Source organism: Pseudomonas fluorescens (assembly GCF_019212185.1).
Classification (GTDB): domain Bacteria; phylum Pseudomonadota; class Gammaproteobacteria; order Pseudomonadales; family Pseudomonadaceae; genus Aquipseudomonas.
Genome location: NZ_CP078138.1, coordinates 2,128,364 through 2,143,030 on the forward strand (window position 1 = coordinate 2,128,364; position 14,667 = coordinate 2,143,030).

At 62.4% G+C, this 14,667-nt stretch carries 14 protein-coding genes and 1 pseudogene; 7 read left to right on the top strand and 8 right to left on the bottom strand.

Annotated features, from left to right (window positions below):
* Positions 1–3 precede the first annotated feature (3 nt).
* Entirely contained in the window at positions 4–672 is a 669-nt protein-coding gene (locus tag KW062_RS09570) for a response regulator transcription factor (RefSeq protein WP_027618755.1), read from the top strand.
* Positions 669–1,982, top strand: a complete 1,314-nt coding sequence (locus tag KW062_RS09575) for an ATP-binding protein (protein ID WP_105755357.1) — start codon at positions 669–671, stop codon at positions 1,980–1,982. The genes KW062_RS09570 and KW062_RS09575 overlap by 4 nt, the downstream gene beginning before the upstream one ends.
* 35 nt (positions 1,983–2,017) lie before the next feature.
* On the opposite strand, the gene KW062_RS29240 is transcribed toward KW062_RS09575, so the two are convergent.
* Both KW062_RS29240 and KW062_RS29245 read right to left on the bottom strand, forming a co-directional pair.
* Positions 2,018–2,773: a methyl-accepting chemotaxis protein gene (locus tag KW062_RS29240; RefSeq protein ID WP_371321449.1), complete on the bottom strand. Its 756-nt coding sequence runs from the start codon at positions 2,771–2,773 to the stop codon at positions 2,018–2,020.
* A 102-nt stretch (positions 2,774–2,875) separates the two neighbouring features.
* A pseudogene (locus KW062_RS29245) lies at positions 2,876–4,300 on the bottom strand (HAMP domain-containing protein); the annotation flags it as partial.
* Between the two features lie 124 nt (positions 4,301–4,424).
* Here KW062_RS29245 and KW062_RS09585 point away from each other — a divergent pair.
* Positions 4,425–5,741, top strand: coding sequence for a Na+/H+ antiporter family protein (locus KW062_RS09585; RefSeq protein ID WP_177327249.1), 1,317 nt, complete (start codon positions 4,425–4,427; stop codon positions 5,739–5,741).
* 105 nt (positions 5,742–5,846) lie between these two features.
* Here the strand turns inward: KW062_RS09585 and trhP are convergent, their stop codons facing one another.
* On the bottom strand, positions 5,847–7,172 hold the full coding sequence (gene trhP / locus KW062_RS09590; RefSeq protein WP_027618759.1) for a prephenate-dependent tRNA uridine(34) hydroxylase TrhP: 1,326 nt from the start codon (positions 7,170–7,172) through the stop codon (positions 5,847–5,849).
* Positions 7,173–7,330: 158 nt separating this feature from the next.
* Between trhP and KW062_RS09595 the strand changes: the two genes are divergently transcribed.
* Positions 7,331–8,392, top strand: coding sequence for an AI-2E family transporter (locus tag KW062_RS09595; RefSeq protein ID WP_027618760.1), 1,062 nt, complete (start codon positions 7,331–7,333; stop codon positions 8,390–8,392).
* On the opposite strand, the gene KW062_RS09600 is transcribed toward KW062_RS09595, so the two are convergent.
* The 3 genes from KW062_RS09600 to KW062_RS09610 all read right to left on the bottom strand — a co-directional run bounded on the left by KW062_RS09600 (position 8,389) and on the right by KW062_RS09610 (position 9,540).
* Entirely contained in the window at positions 8,389–8,571 is a 183-nt protein-coding gene (locus KW062_RS09600) for a hypothetical protein (RefSeq protein ID WP_027618761.1), read from the bottom strand. The two genes, KW062_RS09595 and KW062_RS09600, sit on opposite strands and share 4 nt — an antisense overlap.
* 96 nt (positions 8,572–8,667) lie before the next feature.
* Entirely contained in the window at positions 8,668–8,862 is a 195-nt protein-coding gene (locus KW062_RS09605) for a hypothetical protein (RefSeq protein WP_027618762.1), read from the bottom strand.
* A gap of 324 nt (positions 8,863–9,186) precedes the next feature.
* Positions 9,187–9,540: a hypothetical protein gene (locus KW062_RS09610; protein WP_027618763.1), complete on the bottom strand. Its 354-nt coding sequence runs from the start codon at positions 9,538–9,540 to the stop codon at positions 9,187–9,189.
* 243 nt (positions 9,541–9,783) lie between these two features.
* Here KW062_RS09610 and KW062_RS09615 point away from each other — a divergent pair, with 243 nt between their 5' ends.
* Positions 9,784–10,602: a shikimate 5-dehydrogenase gene (locus KW062_RS09615; RefSeq protein WP_105755355.1), complete on the top strand. Its 819-nt coding sequence runs from the start codon at positions 9,784–9,786 to the stop codon at positions 10,600–10,602.
* 15 nt (positions 10,603–10,617) lie between these two features.
* Here the strand turns inward: KW062_RS09615 and KW062_RS09620 are convergent, their stop codons facing one another.
* A complete protein-coding gene (locus KW062_RS09620) occupies positions 10,618–11,265 on the bottom strand; it encodes a YceH family protein (protein ID WP_027618765.1) in 648 nt (215 codons plus the stop codon).
* Between the two features lie 137 nt (positions 11,266–11,402).
* On the opposite strand from KW062_RS09620, the gene KW062_RS09625 reads away from it, so the two are divergent.
* Positions 11,403–11,912: a DUF1993 domain-containing protein gene (locus tag KW062_RS09625; protein ID WP_027618766.1), complete on the top strand. Its 510-nt coding sequence runs from the start codon at positions 11,403–11,405 to the stop codon at positions 11,910–11,912.
* Positions 11,913–11,973: 61 nt separating this feature from the next.
* Here KW062_RS09625 and sstT read toward each other — a convergent pair whose 3' ends face one another.
* Complete coding sequence (gene sstT / locus KW062_RS09630; protein ID WP_105755354.1) at positions 11,974–13,206, bottom strand: serine/threonine transporter SstT; 1,233 nt, start codon at positions 13,204–13,206, stop codon at positions 11,974–11,976.
* 306 nt (positions 13,207–13,512) lie between these two features.
* On the opposite strand from sstT, the gene KW062_RS09635 reads away from it, so the two are divergent.
* Entirely contained in the window at positions 13,513–14,667 is a 1,155-nt protein-coding gene (locus KW062_RS09635; RefSeq protein ID WP_105755353.1) for an MFS transporter, read from the top strand.

Consider the following 14,667-nt stretch of genomic DNA (forward strand, 5'->3'; position numbering starts at 1 on the left):
TCGATGCGTTTGCTTCTGGTGGAAGACCACGTGCCGCTGGCCGACGAGATACTGGCTGGCCTTACGCGCCAGGGTTACGCGGTGGATTGGCTGGCAGACGGCCGCGATGCGCTGTATCAGGGCCGCAGCGAGCCGTACGACCTGATCATCCTCGACCTCGGGCTGCCCGGCGTGCCGGGGCTCGAGGTACTGAGCCAATGGCGCGCAGCGGGGCTGGCGACCCCGGTGCTGGTGCTGACCGCGCGCGGCTCCTGGTCCGAGCGCATCGAAGGACTGAAGGCCGGCGCCGATGACTACCTGACCAAACCCTTTCACCCGGAGGAGTTGCACCTGCGCATCCAGGCGCTGCTGCGTCGCTCCCACGGCCAGGCCAACCAACCCACGCTGAAGGCCGCCGGCCTGCAACTGGACGAAGGCCGCCAGTGCGTGATCAGCGAAGGCGCCGAGGTCCAGCTGACCGCCGCCGAATTCCGCCTGCTGCGCTACTTCATGCTGCACCCGCAGCAGATCCTCTCGAAAAGTCATCTGGCCGAACACCTGTACGACGGCGAAACCGAGCGCGATTCCAACGTCCTTGAAGTGCACGTCAATCACCTGCGGCGCAAGCTGGGGCGCAGCGTGATCGAAACCCGTCGCGGCCAGGGCTACCTGTTCGGCGGGCAGGGCCAGTGAGGTCGATTCAGCGGCGCTTGAGCCTGGGCCTGGTCAGCGTGATGCTGATCGTCGGCCTGGTGCTGGCGCAAACCAGTTTGTGGCTATTCGAGCAGGGGTTGCAGCGCTACCTCGAAGCCGGCCTGCGCAATGCCAGTGAAAACCTGCTGCTGGCGCTGGTGCGTGGCCCGCAAGGGTTGCAACTGGATGAGCGACGACTGTCGCCGGCGTACCAGCGGCCGTTTTCCGGGCATTACTTCAGTATCGATTTTGCCGACACTCACTGGCGCTCGCGGTCGTTGTGGGACCAGGAATTGCCAGCGTTGGAACAGCCCGGCTTGCGCAGCAACCTGCAACTGGGCCCCGAAGGCCAGCAACTGCTGGTGTTGCGTTCGGACTACCGGCGTCAGGGCCAGGCAATCTCCATCAGCGTGGCGCAGGATTACACGCCGGTGCGCGAGAGTTTCCAGCGCATGCGCCAGATCGGTCTTGGCCTGGGGCTGGCCGGGCTGTTGCTGATCCTGCTGCTGCAACGGCTCACCGTGCGCCGCGCCTTGCGTCCTCTGGAAACCGCCCGTGAGCAGATCGCCCAACTGCAACAAGGGCAACGCTCGCAACTGGACACCGAAGTCCCGGCGGAACTGGAGCCATTAGTGGCGCAGATCAATCATCTGCTGGCGCACACCGAAGACAGCCTCAAGCGTTCGCGCAATGCCCTGGGTAATCTCGGTCACGCGCTGAAGACGCCACTGGCGGTGCTCTTGAGTCTGGCCGCCAGCGACAAGCTCGACGCCCATCCGCAGTTGCGCAAAGTCCTGCTGGAGCAACTGGAGCAGGTGCAACAGCGGCTCAATCGCGAACTCAACCGTGCACGCCTGGCCGGGGATGCATTGCCCGGCGCGCAATTCGACTGCGACGCTGAGCTACCGGGATTGCTGGCGACCCTGAACATGATCCACGGTGAGCATCTGCAACTCAGCTATGTCGCTGCGAGGGGATTGCAGCTGCCGTGGGATCGCGAGGACGTGCTGGAGCTACTGGGCAATCTGCTGGACAACGCCTGCAAATGGGCGGATGCCGAGGTGCGCCTGGGCGTCGAGGCAACGGCCGGCGGCTTCGTGCTGGCGGTAGAAGATGATGGTCCCGGCATCCCGCAAGAGCAGCGCGATCAGGTGATCAGCCGTGGCACTCGGCTAGACGAGCAGACCGATGGCCACGGTCTGGGCCTGGGCATCGTGCGTGACATCGTCGAAGCCTGGGGCGGCCAGTTGCACCTGGAAGAAAGCCAGTGGGGCGGGCTCAAGGTGCGCATCGAGCTGCCCGGTCACTGAGCGGCGGTGCGTCAAGCGCACCGCCACAGGCAGGGTCAAACGCGGAACTGATCCATCAGGCTCTGTTGCTGGTTGGCCAGGCTGTTGAGCGACTGGCTGACCCGCGCCGACTCGTTGGCTTGCTCCGATAACGACTCGGTGACGTCGCGGATGGTCGCCACGTTATTGTTGATCTCTTCGGCCACAGCGCTTTGCTCCTCGGCGGCACTGGCGATCTGCAGGTTCATGTCGGTAATCACCGTCACCGCATCGCCGATCTGGCGCAGGGCGGTCACCGCCTGGCTGACCTGCTCGACGCTGCCTTGGGCCTGGCGATGGCTGTTGCCCATGGCGCCCACCACATCCTGGGTACCGCTTTGCAACTGCTCAATGACCTGGCGGGTTTCCTCTACCGACTCCTGGGTACGGCGTGCCAGGTTGCGCACTTCGTCAGCGACCACGGCAAACCCGCGTCCGGCCTCTCCGGCACGGGCGGCTTCGATGGCGGCGTTGAGCGCCAGCAGGTTGGTCTGCTCGGCGATGGCGCGAATCACTTCCAGTACCGAGCCGATTTTCTCGCTGTTGGCGGCCAGGCCTTCGACCTGGGCCATGGCGGTGCTCATGTCGGCGGCCAGGCTGTCGATGCTGTGGGTGGTGCGGTCGATCACGGTCAGGCCCTGGCGCGTCGCCTGGTCGGCATCGCGCGCGGCTTGCGCGGCCTGGGCTGCGCTGCGGGCGACGTCCTGGGCGGTGGCACTCATTTCATGGGAAGCGGTGGCCACCTGGTCGACCTGGCGGTACTGCTGCTCCATGCCGGCGCTGGTCTGGGTGGCGATCGCCGAGGACTGGTCGGCGGTGCCCCGCGCGTCCTGCACCGAGCGTTTGACGTCGGCGATGATCGGTTGCAGTTTGTCGAGGAAGCGGTTGAACCAGCCGGCCAGTTGTCCCAGCTCGTCCTGCTTGTCGTAGGCCAGGCGCCGGGTCAGGTCGCCTTCGCCGCTGGCGATGTCCTGCAGCATGTCGGCGACGCCGAGAATCGGCCGGGTGACGCTGCGGGCCATCAGCCACACCAGTAACAGGCCGATGATGGCGGCGACCAGGCCGAGGCTCAGTTCGATCAGGGTGTCGCTGGTGTTGCTGGCATCGAGTTTCTGTTTGAGTGCTTCGGCCGGGCCGACCAGCACCTTCTCCGGCACATCAAGCAGTACGCCCCAGGGCTTGCCGCCGGGAATCGGCTCGAAGGGCGACAACACTTTCAGATGCTGATGGTTGCGCAGGCTCTGGGTCTGCAGGCTGCTGCCGAGCATGCGCAGCAATTCGGCGCCGCTGTCCTTGTCCACCGCAGTCAGGCGCTGGCTGAGTTTGCTGGCGTCAGGGCTGTAGCCGGCAAGCAGGCCCACGGGGCTCAAGATGCTGACGGCGGTCTGGCCATCGTAGAGTTTGCGGCTGGCCTGTTGACTGATCGCCTGCAGGCTGTTGAGGTTGATGTCCACCGACAGCGAAGCGATGACTTTGCCGTCGACTTGCAGCGGGAAGACGATGCTGGTCATCAGTACGTTCTGGCCGTCGATCACGTAGAAGTACGGTTCGATCACGCACGGCTTGAGGGTCGTACGCGGGCAGGTGAACCAGGCGTTAGCCGGCTCGCCACTGGGGCCGGTGCTGGTGTCGGCCATGTCGCTTTCCGGCAGCGCCATCGAATTCAGCTTGCCGGCCGTGGGTTGCGACCAGTACAGGGCGAAACGGCCCTTGTCGTTGCTGCCCAGCTCATGCTGGCCGGCGAAGAGTTCGTCCTTGCCATCCAGGGCATTGGCTTCGAACACCAACGATAGGCCGAGCAGTTGCGGGTTGCCCAGCAGTGCCGATTTGACCTGACGGGTCAGGTCTTCACGCAGGTCGTAAGCGTCGAGGAAGCGTTTTTGCGCCTGGTCGCGCAGGAACAACACCTGGCGCGAGAAGCCGTGGCCGTATTGATAGGCGTCCATGAACTGCTGACGAATACCCAGCGCCTGCACTTCACCCTGGGCTTCGATGCGCGCCTGCGCCGCTTCATTGAGCATGCTCATGCTCGAGGCCTTCACCAGCGCCGAACTGTGCTCCATGCGATACAGCGACAGACCCACCAGCAAGGTCACGATGGCGGCCAGGCAAAGGCCGGCCAGCAGGGTGATTTTCCATTGAATCGACAGCTGTCTGAGTGACATGGAGGCGCCCCTAAATCGATAAATATCCAAGACTTTGCCCTGTAACGGCACAGCCAGCGCTTTCTTGAGCGTGAGGGCCGGGGCCGGCCACGGAAAACAAAAGCCGACGCCTGCACTTGCAGCTTGGGGCGGCATGGGGCACAGTGCGCGCCCTCTAATAAAACCTCCATTTCATCCGGTGTCGGCGCGTGCAGCTGGCTGGCCGGTCTCTACCCGTTTGCGCCGGTTTTTATCGGCGATCTGCTTTGAGGTAACCATGATTAATGCTGTCATTGCCGCGGTCGGCATCATGCTGGTGCTCAGCCTGTCACGTGTGCATGTGGTCATCGCGCTGATCATCGGCGCGCTGGTCGGTGGCCTGACCGGTGGCCTGGGGATCGAGGCGACGCTCAAGGCGTTCAACAGTGGCCTGGGTGGCGGCGCGACCGTGGCCTTGTCCTACGCCTTGCTCGGCGCGTTCGCCGTGGCGATTGCCAAGTCGGGTCTGGCCCATGCCCTGGCGGACAAGGCCCTGGCGCTGGTTGATCGGCAGGACGCCAACGGCGGCGGCCAGGTCAAGTGGCTGCTGATCGGCCTGCTGTGGATCGTCGCGATCGCCTCGCAGAACATCCTGCCGATCCACATCGCCTTTATCCCGCTGCTGGTGCCGCCGTTGCTCTACGTGCTGACCAAGCTGCAACTGGATCGGCGGTTGATCGCCTGCGTCATGACCTTCGGCCTGATCACCCCCTACATGTTCCTGCCGGTGGGTTTTGGCAACATCTTCCTCAACGAGATTCTGCTGGCCAACGTGGCCAAGAGCGGGGTCGACATCAGCGGCATCAACGTCACCCACGCCATGGGCATCCCGGCGCTGGGCATGGTTTTCGGCCTGTTGCTGGCGTTTGTCAGCTATCGCAAGAAACGTGTGTACGACCTGGAAAAAATCGAGCGGGTCGAACAGGTCGCGGTGCAGTACAACCCGCTGACGCTGCTGGTGGCCGGCCTGGCGATTGCCGCGGCGTTCATTATTCAGTTGCTGCTGGATTCGATGATTATCGGCGCGCTGGCCGGGTTCCTGATCTTCTCGGTTTCCGGTGTCGTGCGCTGGCGCGAGACCGATGACTTGTTCACCGAAGGCATGAAGATGATGGCGATGATCGGCTTCATCATGATCGCCGCCTCGGGTTTTGCCGAAGTGATGAAGGCCACCGGCGAAGTGCAGACCCTGGTCGAAGCCTCAGCCTCGTGGATCGGCCACAGCAAGGGCATTGGCGCGCTGTTGATGTTGCTGGTGGGGCTGCTGGTGACCATGGGCATCGGCTCGTCGTTTTCCACGGTGCCGATCCTCGCCGCGATCTTCGTCCCGCTGTGCGTGCAACTGGGCTTCAGCCCGCTGGCCATCGTCTGCATCGTCGGCACCGCCGGCGCCTTGGGCGACGCCGGCTCACCGGCCTCGGACTCGACCCTCGGCCCGACCTCCGGCTTGAACATCGACGGCCAGCATCACCACATCTGGGACACCGTGGTGCCGACTTTTCTGCATTACAACTTGCCGTTGTTGGCGTTTGGTTGGGTGGCGGCGATGGTGCTTTGATTGGAGGGGGTGGGAGTTGGCGTCACTGCAGGAACGGATAAATACCCCGCGAAAATGCCAATCGCGGGCAAGCCCGCTCCCACAAAGTGATAACCGACGGCAAATTCAATCCCCCCGCACATCCCGCATCAACAACCCAAACCCCAGGTCCACCGCATCCGGGATCGGCAGGTAAACGGTGTGGCCATCACCCGGCGCCACCTGCAATGCCTCGCCCTGGGCGTTCTGCAACTCATGCAGGTCGAAATGAAAGTTGCCTTTGGGCGTCATCAGTTCCATGTGATCGCCCAGGGCAAAACGATTCTTCACCTTGACCTCGGCCAGGCGCTCGCGCCGCTCCCCCGTCAACTCGCCAACAAACTGCTGGCGGTCGCAGACTGAACTGCCGTTCTGATAGTTCTGGTATTCATCGTGCACATGGCGGCGCAGGAAGCCTTCGGTGTAGCCGCGCTGGGCGAGGGATTCGAGGTCGGTCATCAGGCTGCGGTCGAACGGCAGGCCGGCCGCCGCATCGTCGATGGCCCGGCGGTAGACCTGGGTGGTACGTGCGCAATAGAAGTGCGATTTGGTCCGGCCTTCGATCTTCAGCGAATGCACGCCCATTCGGGTCAGGCGCTCGACATGCTGCACCGCGCGCAGGTCCTTGGCGTTCATGATGTAGGTGCCGTGTTCATCCTCGAAAGCCGGCATCAGCTCGTCGGGGCGATTGGCCTCCTGCAGCAGGAACACCTGCTCGGTGGGTGTGCCGATGCCCAGGGTCGGTTCCGGGACATAGCTCTGGACGATATCCCCGGTGAGGTTTTCCTGGGCCGGTTGCGCCGAATACTTCCAGCGGCAGGCATTGGTGCAACTGCCCTGGTTGGCATCGCGCTTGTTCATGTAGCCCGACAACAGGCAGCGCCCGGAGTAGGCCATGCACAGCGCGCCATGCACGAACACTTCGAGCTCCATGGTCGGCACCTGCTGGCGGATTTCCTCGATCTCTTCCAGCGACAACTCCCGCGAGAGGATGACCCGGCTCACACCCTGTAACTGCCAGAACTCGACGCTGGCCCAGTTCACCGTGTTGGCCTGCACCGAGAGGTGGATCGGCATCTGCGGGAAGTGCCGGCGTACCAGCATGATCAGCCCCGGGTCGGACATGATCAGCGCGTCCGGGGCCATCTCGATGACTGGAGCCAGATCCTTGAGGAACGTCTTCAGCTTGGCGTTGTGCGGGGCGATGTTGACCACCACGTAGAAGCGCTTGCCCTGGGCCTGGGCTTCACGGATGCCGAGGGCCAGATTGGCGTGATCGAACTCGTTGTTACGCACCCGCAAGCTGTAGCGCGGCTGCCCGGCGTACACCGCATCGGCGCCATAGGCGAAGGCATAGCGCATGTTTTTCAGGGTTCCGGCGGGGGCGAGCAGTTCGGGTGGGGCGAGTGTCATGGCGAAGTCGACCGTAAAGCGCGCGAGGGTAAGACAAAGGCCGGGGACGATTATTGATCTGGATCTATTTTCAATGCACAAACCACGGCACTCGGGCGTTTCGCCGCGGACTAAGCCTTTAGATAGACGCAGTGGGCGTTTTGTTAAATGGACCGGCCATGAACCACACCTCAATACAAAACAAATCGCTGATGGTACTGCTCGTGCTGGTATCCATTGCTTTCATCTGGATTCTGCTGCCGTTCTACGGCGCGGTGTTCTGGGCAGTGATCCTCGGCATCGTGTTTGCACCCATGCAGCATCGCCTGCAATTGAAATTCGGCTGGCAACGCAACCTGACCTCGCTGTTCACGCTGGGCATTTGCCTGGTGATCGCGATCTTGCCGGTCATTGTCACCGGTGTGCTGTTGGTGCAGGAGGGGACGACGCTTTACAAGAACATCGAAAGCGGCCAACTGGATATCGCCAGCTACGTGGCGCAGTTCAAACACAGCCTGCCGCCTTATTTCCAGCACCTGCTGGACCGTTTCGGCATGGGTGAGTTGAACGGTCTGCGAGAGAAAATCGTCAAGAGCGCGATGCAGGGCAGTCAGTTCCTCGCCAGTCAGGCGTTCAGCTTCGGCCAGGGCACCTTCGAGTTCGTGGTGAGCTTTTTCATCATGCTGTACCTCCTGTTTTTCTTTCTGCGCGACGGTGCCGAACTGGCGCGCAAGATCCGTACAGCGGTACCGCTGGACGAAAATCAGAAACGCCGGCTGCAGCTCAAGTTCAACCGCGTGGTGCGCGCCACGGTCAAAGGCAACCTGTTGGTGGCGGTTACCCAGGGTGCCCTGGGCGGCTTGATTTTCTGGTTCCTCGACATTCCCAGCGCGTTGCTCTGGGCGGTGCTGATGGCGCTGCTGTCGCTATTGCCGGCGGTCGGGGCGGGGATCGTCTGGGTGCCGGTAGCGGTCTGGTTCCTGCTCAGTGGCGCAATTTGGCAGGGCGTCGTGCTGGCGTTATTCGGGGTATTCGTGATCGGCCTGGTGGACAACGTCCTGCGCCCGGTGTTGGTGGGCAAGGACACGAAGATGCCGGATTACCTGATCCTGATCTCTACCCTTGGCGGCCTTGGCATCTTTGGTCTCAATGGCTTCGTCATCGGGCCGCTGATCGCCGCATTGTTCATCGCCAGTTGGGGCTTATATGTCGAAACCAAACCCAAGGTGCAGTTGCCTTAGGCCTGCAAGGCGAAGCCGCTGAGGCGTTGCGACAATTCCTGGGCGGCGGGCAGCGAAGTCAGGGGACCACTGATGGCTTCGCCGTCCTGCACCAGGTACCAGCAGGCGAGCAATCCCAGCTCTCTGAGGGGCGCAGGAACGGCGCTACCAATTACGGACATGATCTGGACTTGGGACATAACTACCTCCATCAATCGATGGAGCTACCTTAACGGCGCGCGGGTCCCGGGAAAAATCACTGCGCTTGATAGTCGACATTGACGTCGTTGAGGTCGTCAGTCGACCACCTGGTCGAGCATGTTCATGACTTCGCGGTCATTGAGCAGGCCTTTGCGCACCAGGTTCTCTGCCAGCAACGAGAGCAACTTGGCGCTGCGATGGCCCTCGAGGTGCTTGAGTTCGGTCAGGGTGTTGTAGACCTTGCTGGCAGTACCGAGGCCAACGATGCGATGGGGGTTTTGCGTGGGCATAAGGGTCGTCCTTGTTTTTATTGAGCGTTGTGGCGGACAGGCCAGAGCTTGCTGGCCTGTCGTGACATAAATATGACAGAGGAGTGATAAGGCCGAGACATTCGTCCGATTAATCATGGCGCATCCGGGCGCAGTCGCTGTTCCAGCAGCGACCTTGGCAGGATTTATTCAGACATTTTCATGGCACTGCCGCTTTTATGTGGGAGCGAGCTTGCTCGCGAAGAACGTTAACGATTTCGCGGACATCCTGAATGTACGCGGCGGTCTCAAGTTCTTCGCGAGCAGGCTCGCTCCCACAAAGGCAGTACCTTTATAGACCATCATTTACCAACGCGGGCCGTAATACCCATGGGGCGGGCCGTAGTAGCCGCGCGGCGGGCCGTAGTACACCGGCGCCGGACGGTAGTAGATCGGTTGCTGCACATACACCGGTTGCGGTTGGTAGTAGACCGGTGGCGGTTGCTGGACGTACACCGGCTGCGGCTGCACATAGACCGGCTGCTGCACGTACACCGGGCGCTGCGAGTTAGCGATTACCGAACCCGCGACCACGGCACCCACTACCGCGCCGACCGCTGCCGGTGCACCCCAGCCGTAGCCACCGCCGTGGGCTTGCGCCTGGCCGGCAACAGCCAAGGCGCCGATCAACAAGGCAATTGCAGGAAGTTTAAGGCTCATGATGGTTCCTCACAGATCCTCCCCTGGCGCCCGGTCTGCAATAGACCGGGAATGGTCGCGGGGATAACTCTCAGACAGCGTTTTTCGGTGATTTGACAACGCGCGTGGGTAAATTTTGTGTAAGGTCTGAACCGCTGTTCAAGCCCGTCCGCTACACGCTGGCGGCGCTACAGCCATGATTGATCAAAGCCGATGGGCTGGCGATTGCCGTCCATCCGAACGTGCGCATCGAGGGAGTTCCACATGCAGATGAACCCGAACAAAGACACCCAGTTGTGCATGTCGCTATCCGGGCGTCCGGGGAATTTCGGCCTGCGCTTTCACAACCATTTGTATGAGCAATTGGGCCTGAACTTCTATTACAAGGCCTTCAGCAGCCAGGACTTGCCAGGCGCCGTGGCCGGAATACGCGCCCTGGGCATTCGCGGTTGTGGCGTGTCCATGCCGTTCAAGGAAGCCTGCATTGCCTTGGTCGACGAACTGGATGCCTCTGCGGCGGCGATTGCCTCGATCAACACCATCGTCAACACCGACGGCCATCTCAAGGCCTACAACACGGACTACATCGCCATTGAGCAACTGCTTAAAACCCACTGCGTGCCAAAGGACTCGACTTTCGCCCTGCGTGGCAGCGGTGGCATGGCCAAGGCCGTGGCCAGCGCTTTGCGCGACGGCGGCTACGCCAATGGGCTGATTATTGCGCGCAACGAAAGTGCCGGGCGCGCCCTGGCGGATGCCCTGGGTTATCGCTGGCAGGCAGCGTTGGGGGAGGCGCGTCCGCAGATGCTGATCAACGTCACGCCGATCGGCATGACCGGCGGCAGCGAGGCCGATCAACTGGCGTTTCCTGCCGAGGTGATTGATGCCGCACAGACCGTGTTCGATGTGGTGGCGATCCCCTCGGAAACCCCGTTGATCGTCCGGGGACGGGCGGCCGGCAAGCGGGTGATCACCGGTCTTGAAGTGATCGCCATCCAGGCGCTGGAGCAGTTCGTGCTCTACACCGGCGTGCGCCCCAGCGAGGCGCAGTTCCAGCAAGCGGTGGCCTTCGCCCGCAGTTGACCCGCAGCCAGTGGTTTATTCGAGCCGGGCCAGGCGCTCTTCGAGAGCAGCGATTCGCGCTTCCAGTTCTTCGATGCGCTCCAGCGACACACCACCGCTGCTGCGTTCAACCGGGTTCTGCCGGGCGGCGAGAATCGCTTCCATGTCCGCCGGGTCACCCAAGGTGTGCATGTAGCGGTCTTCGCGCTGGCCGGACTGGCGTGCAATCAGCATCGCCAGGCCACGGGCAATCAGGCGCTCCAGTTGGTGCACGACCTGCTCGGCGTCCTCGAAGTCATGCATGCGGCCGCTACGGGTCAACAGTTCGTTGACGGTCTGTGGGCCGCGCAGGAACAGCAGGCCGCTGAGGATGACCTGGGCCGGAACCAGTTCCAGCGCCTTGTCTAGGCGATGCTCCCAGCGGTCGGCGCGGCTGCCCATCACCAGTCGGGCAAAACCCCGGCCTTCGAGCGCTCGCAGGCTTTGCCCGACCTGGCCCTGGCTGAGGTTCATCACCGGTTCGCGGCTGGTTTTCTGGTTGCAGGCGATGACCACGGCATTCAGGGTCAGCGGATAGGTTTCCGGGCTGGTGGCTTGCTTCTCGATCAGCGAGCCGAGGATCCGCAGTTCCGTGCTGCTCAGGCGCAGTGCGTCGTCGGTGGAGGTGTCGTGTTCGGTGCTCATCGCGCTTTCCCTATCCAGTCGAAGCCGTCTAGCCTAATCCTTGCACGGTAAAAGACAAGCCGCACGCGGCCCTCGGCAGGGCTATAATCGCGCCACGCTGTAGACCGTTCTCCCCGCACCCTCCACAAGAGACTGCCATGACCATTTCCCTGTACGCCGCTTCCGTTCCCGTCTTCAAGCAAATGCTCAATGCCCTGAGCGATGTGCTGAACAAGGCCGAGGCCCACGCCACGGCAAAAAATATCGAGCCGAATGCCTTGCTGCAGGCACGCCTGTTCCCCGATATGTTCCCATTGGTCCGCCAGGTGCAGATCGCGGTGGATTTCGCCAAGGGCGTTTCGGCGCGCCTGGCTGAAGTCGAGCTGCCAAAATACGACGACAGCGAAGTGACCTTCGCCGATTTGCAGGCGCTGATTGCCAAGGTGTTGGCGTTCATCGACGGCATTCAGCCTGCGCAGATCGATGGCAAGGAAGGCATCGAGATCGTTACCCGTCCGGGCACGCCGAAAGAAAAACGCTTCAGTGGCCAGTCCTATCTGCTGACCTACGGCCTGCCGCAGTTCTTCTTCCACGTCACCACCACCTACGCGATCCTGCGCCACAACGGTGTGGAAGTTGGCAAACGCGATTACATGGGCGCGTTCTAAAGCTGCATAAAAAAGCCCGCCCTGGTCTGAGCCAGGGCGGGCTTTTTGTTGTCGGCGGTTTTTATGCCGCTTGCTTGTCGCGCTCTTCCTCGGCCAGGCAGGCCGCGGCGGTGAACAGCACGTCAGTGGAGGAGTTGAGGGCGGTTTCCGCCGAGTCCTGCAACACACCGATGATGAAACCGACGGCTACTACCTGCATGGCGATTTCGCTGGGAATGCCGAACAGGCTGCAGGCCAGCGGGATCAGCAGCAGCGAACCGCCGGCGACACCGGAGGCACCACACGCGCAAATCGCCGCGACCACGCTGAGCAGCACGGCGGTCGGCAGGTCCACGGCAATCCCCAGGGTGTGCACGGCGGCCAGGGTCAGCACGGTGATGGTGATCGCCGCGCCGGCCATGTTGATGGTCGCACCGAGCGGGATCGACACCGAATAGGTGTCTTCATGCAGGCCCAGGCGGCTGCTCAACTCCAGGTTGACCGGAATGTTTGCCGCCGAACTGCGGGTGAAGAACGCAGTGATCCCGCTTTCACGCAGGCAAGTCAGGACCAGCGGATACGGGTTGCGACGCAGCTTCCAGTAGACGATCGCCGGGTTCATCACCAGCGCGACGAACAGCATGCAACCCAGCAGCACGCCCAGCAGGTGCAGGTAGCCGAGCAGTGCGCCGAAGCCGGAAGTGGCGAGGGTCGAGGCCACCAGGCCGAAAATACCCAGCGGTGCGAAGCGAATCACCACGCGCACGATCAGGGTCACGCCATTGGACAGGTCATCGAGCACGGTGCGAGTGGTTTCGCCGGCGTGGCGAATAGCGACGCCCATGCCGATGGCCCAGGCCAGGATGCCGATGAAGTTGGCGTTTATCAGTGCGCTGACCGGGTTATCGACCACGCTCAGCAGCAGGCTCTGCAGCACTTCAGTGATGCCGCCCGGCGCGGAAACCGCGATGTCGTGCGTCGACAGCACCAGGCTCGACGGGAACAGAGTACTGGCGACGACCGCGACCACCGCCGCAGCAAAGGTGCCCAGCAGGTACAGGAACAGGATTGGGCGGATATGGGTTTCCTGGCCGTGCTTGTGGTTGGCGATCGAGGCCATGACCAATATGAACACAAGGATCGGCGCGACCGCTTTCAGGGCCGAGACAAAGACCTTTCCAATGAAGCTGGTGGACTTCGCCACTTCTGGCGCCAACAGGGCCAGGGCAATGCCGGCGATCAGGCCGATGACGATCTGGGTCACCAGGCTGGTGCGGGTGAATCGTTGCAAAAGAGTGGGCGGGGCAGCAGTCATAGCGGTATCTCTGTTTTTTTTAAGGTGTCGCGGTTCCCATGAGCCTGCCGGCAACAACGGGCAGGCTGGCAGGACAGGCGGGTAACGCGAAATCGGTCATGGCTGAACGATGTCAGCCTGGCGCGGGGGCGCGGACTTTAGCACAGCGTAGGCAATTTCCTTCAGGCCTGTGACGATTGGACGCCGGGCCAGTCGACCCGCGTTTCCCCGTGCGGGACCCATTCTGGTAAGCTGCGCCATCCTTTTTTATCTCTTCCAGTGAGCCTTCGGGCTGTCGCTGGCGTTGTCGTTTTCCCGGAGTTACCCATGCTGTTGCCCATCCTGCTGTTGTCTGCCGCCGGATTTACCGTGCTGACCACGGAATTCGTGATTGTCGGCCTGCTGCCGTCGATCGCCCGCGACCTCGACGTCAGCGTTTCCCAGGCCGGGCTGCTGGTGACCCTGTTCGCCTTCACGGTCGCCGCCTTCGGCCCGTTCCTGACCGCCTTTTTTGCCCGGTTCGAGCGCCGGCGCCTGTTTATCAGCGTGCTGGTCCTGTTTGGCCTGGCCAACACCCTGGCGGCCCTGGCGCCGAACATTTGGGTCATGGCGGTGGCGCGGCTGATCCCGGCGCTTGGCCTGCCGGTGTTCTGGGCGCTGGCCAGTGAAACGGCAGTGGACATCGTCGGGCCGGACTACGCCGGGCGGGCGATCGCCAAGATCGGTTTCGGGATCGTCTGCGCCACCGTGTTTGGCATCCCGGTGGGTACCCTGATCAGCGATGCATTCGGCTGGCGCAGCGCATTCGCTATCCTGGCGGTGATTGCCCTGGCCAAGGCCTTGCTACTGTTTATCTACCTGCCGAAAACCGACCTGCACCACCAGCAGGTGAGTTTGCGTTCACAGTTCAAGATCTTGCGCAGCCCGCTGATGCAGGGCCATGTGCTTCTATCGATCCTGGTCTTCAGCGGCATGTTCACCGCCTACACCTACCTGGCCGATATCCTTGAGCGTCTGGCCGGATTCGACGGAACGGTCGTCGGCTGGTGCCTGATGGGTTTCGGCGCGGTTGGGCTGATCGGCAACTCGCTGGGCGGGCGCATGGTTGATCGCCATCCGCTGATCGCGTCGATGGTGTTCTGTGTCTTCATGATCGGCGGCATGGTGGCGCTGGTGCCGAGCATTCACTCGACACTCGGGTTGGCGGCGGCCTTGGGTATCTGGGGCGTGACTCAGGCGGCGTTGTTCCTGGTCAGCCATGTGCGCTTGATGAAAGCGGCACCCCAGGCACCGGCCTTTGCCGCGTCGCTGAACATCGCCGGGGGCAACCTGGGCATTGGCCTGGGCGCGCTGGTGGGGGGGAGGGTGATCGACACTCTGGGCCTGGGCAGCCTTGGCTTCGCCGCGGCAGGTTTTATCCTGGTGTCCGTCCTGCTGGCGCTGCTGCTGATGAAAACCAAGGCGGCGCCGGTCTGCGCCTGA

Coding starts and splice junctions, on each gene's coding strand:
- KW062_RS29240 (WP_371321449.1), bottom strand. CDS start 2,773: ATGGAGCAGCAGTACCGCCAGGTCGACCAGGTGGCCACCGCTTCCCAT.
- KW062_RS09600 (WP_027618761.1), bottom strand. CDS start 8,571: ATGTCCCAAGTCCAGATCATGTCCGTAATTGGTAGCGCCGTTCCTGCG.
- KW062_RS09570 (WP_027618755.1), top strand. CDS start 4: ATGCGTTTGCTTCTGGTGGAAGACCACGTGCCGCTGGCCGACGAGATA.
- KW062_RS09605 (WP_027618762.1), bottom strand. CDS start 8,862: ATGCCCACGCAAAACCCCCATCGCATCGTTGGCCTCGGTACTGCCAGC.
- sstT (WP_105755354.1), bottom strand. CDS start 13,206: ATGACTGCTGCCCCGCCCACTCTTTTGCAACGATTCACCCGCACCAGC.
- KW062_RS09620 (WP_027618765.1), bottom strand. CDS start 11,265: ATGAGCACCGAACACGACACCTCCACCGACGACGCACTGCGCCTGAGC.
- trhP (WP_027618759.1), bottom strand. CDS start 7,172: ATGACACTCGCCCCACCCGAACTGCTCGCCCCCGCCGGAACCCTGAAA.
- KW062_RS09625 (WP_027618766.1), top strand. CDS start 11,403: ATGACCATTTCCCTGTACGCCGCTTCCGTTCCCGTCTTCAAGCAAATG.
- KW062_RS09595 (WP_027618760.1), top strand. CDS start 7,331: ATGAACCACACCTCAATACAAAACAAATCGCTGATGGTACTGCTCGTG.
- KW062_RS09610 (WP_027618763.1), bottom strand. CDS start 9,540: ATGAGCCTTAAACTTCCTGCAATTGCCTTGTTGATCGGCGCCTTGGCT.
- KW062_RS09635 (WP_105755353.1), top strand. CDS start 13,513: ATGCTGTTGCCCATCCTGCTGTTGTCTGCCGCCGGATTTACCGTGCTG.
- KW062_RS09615 (WP_105755355.1), top strand. CDS start 9,784: ATGCAGATGAACCCGAACAAAGACACCCAGTTGTGCATGTCGCTATCC.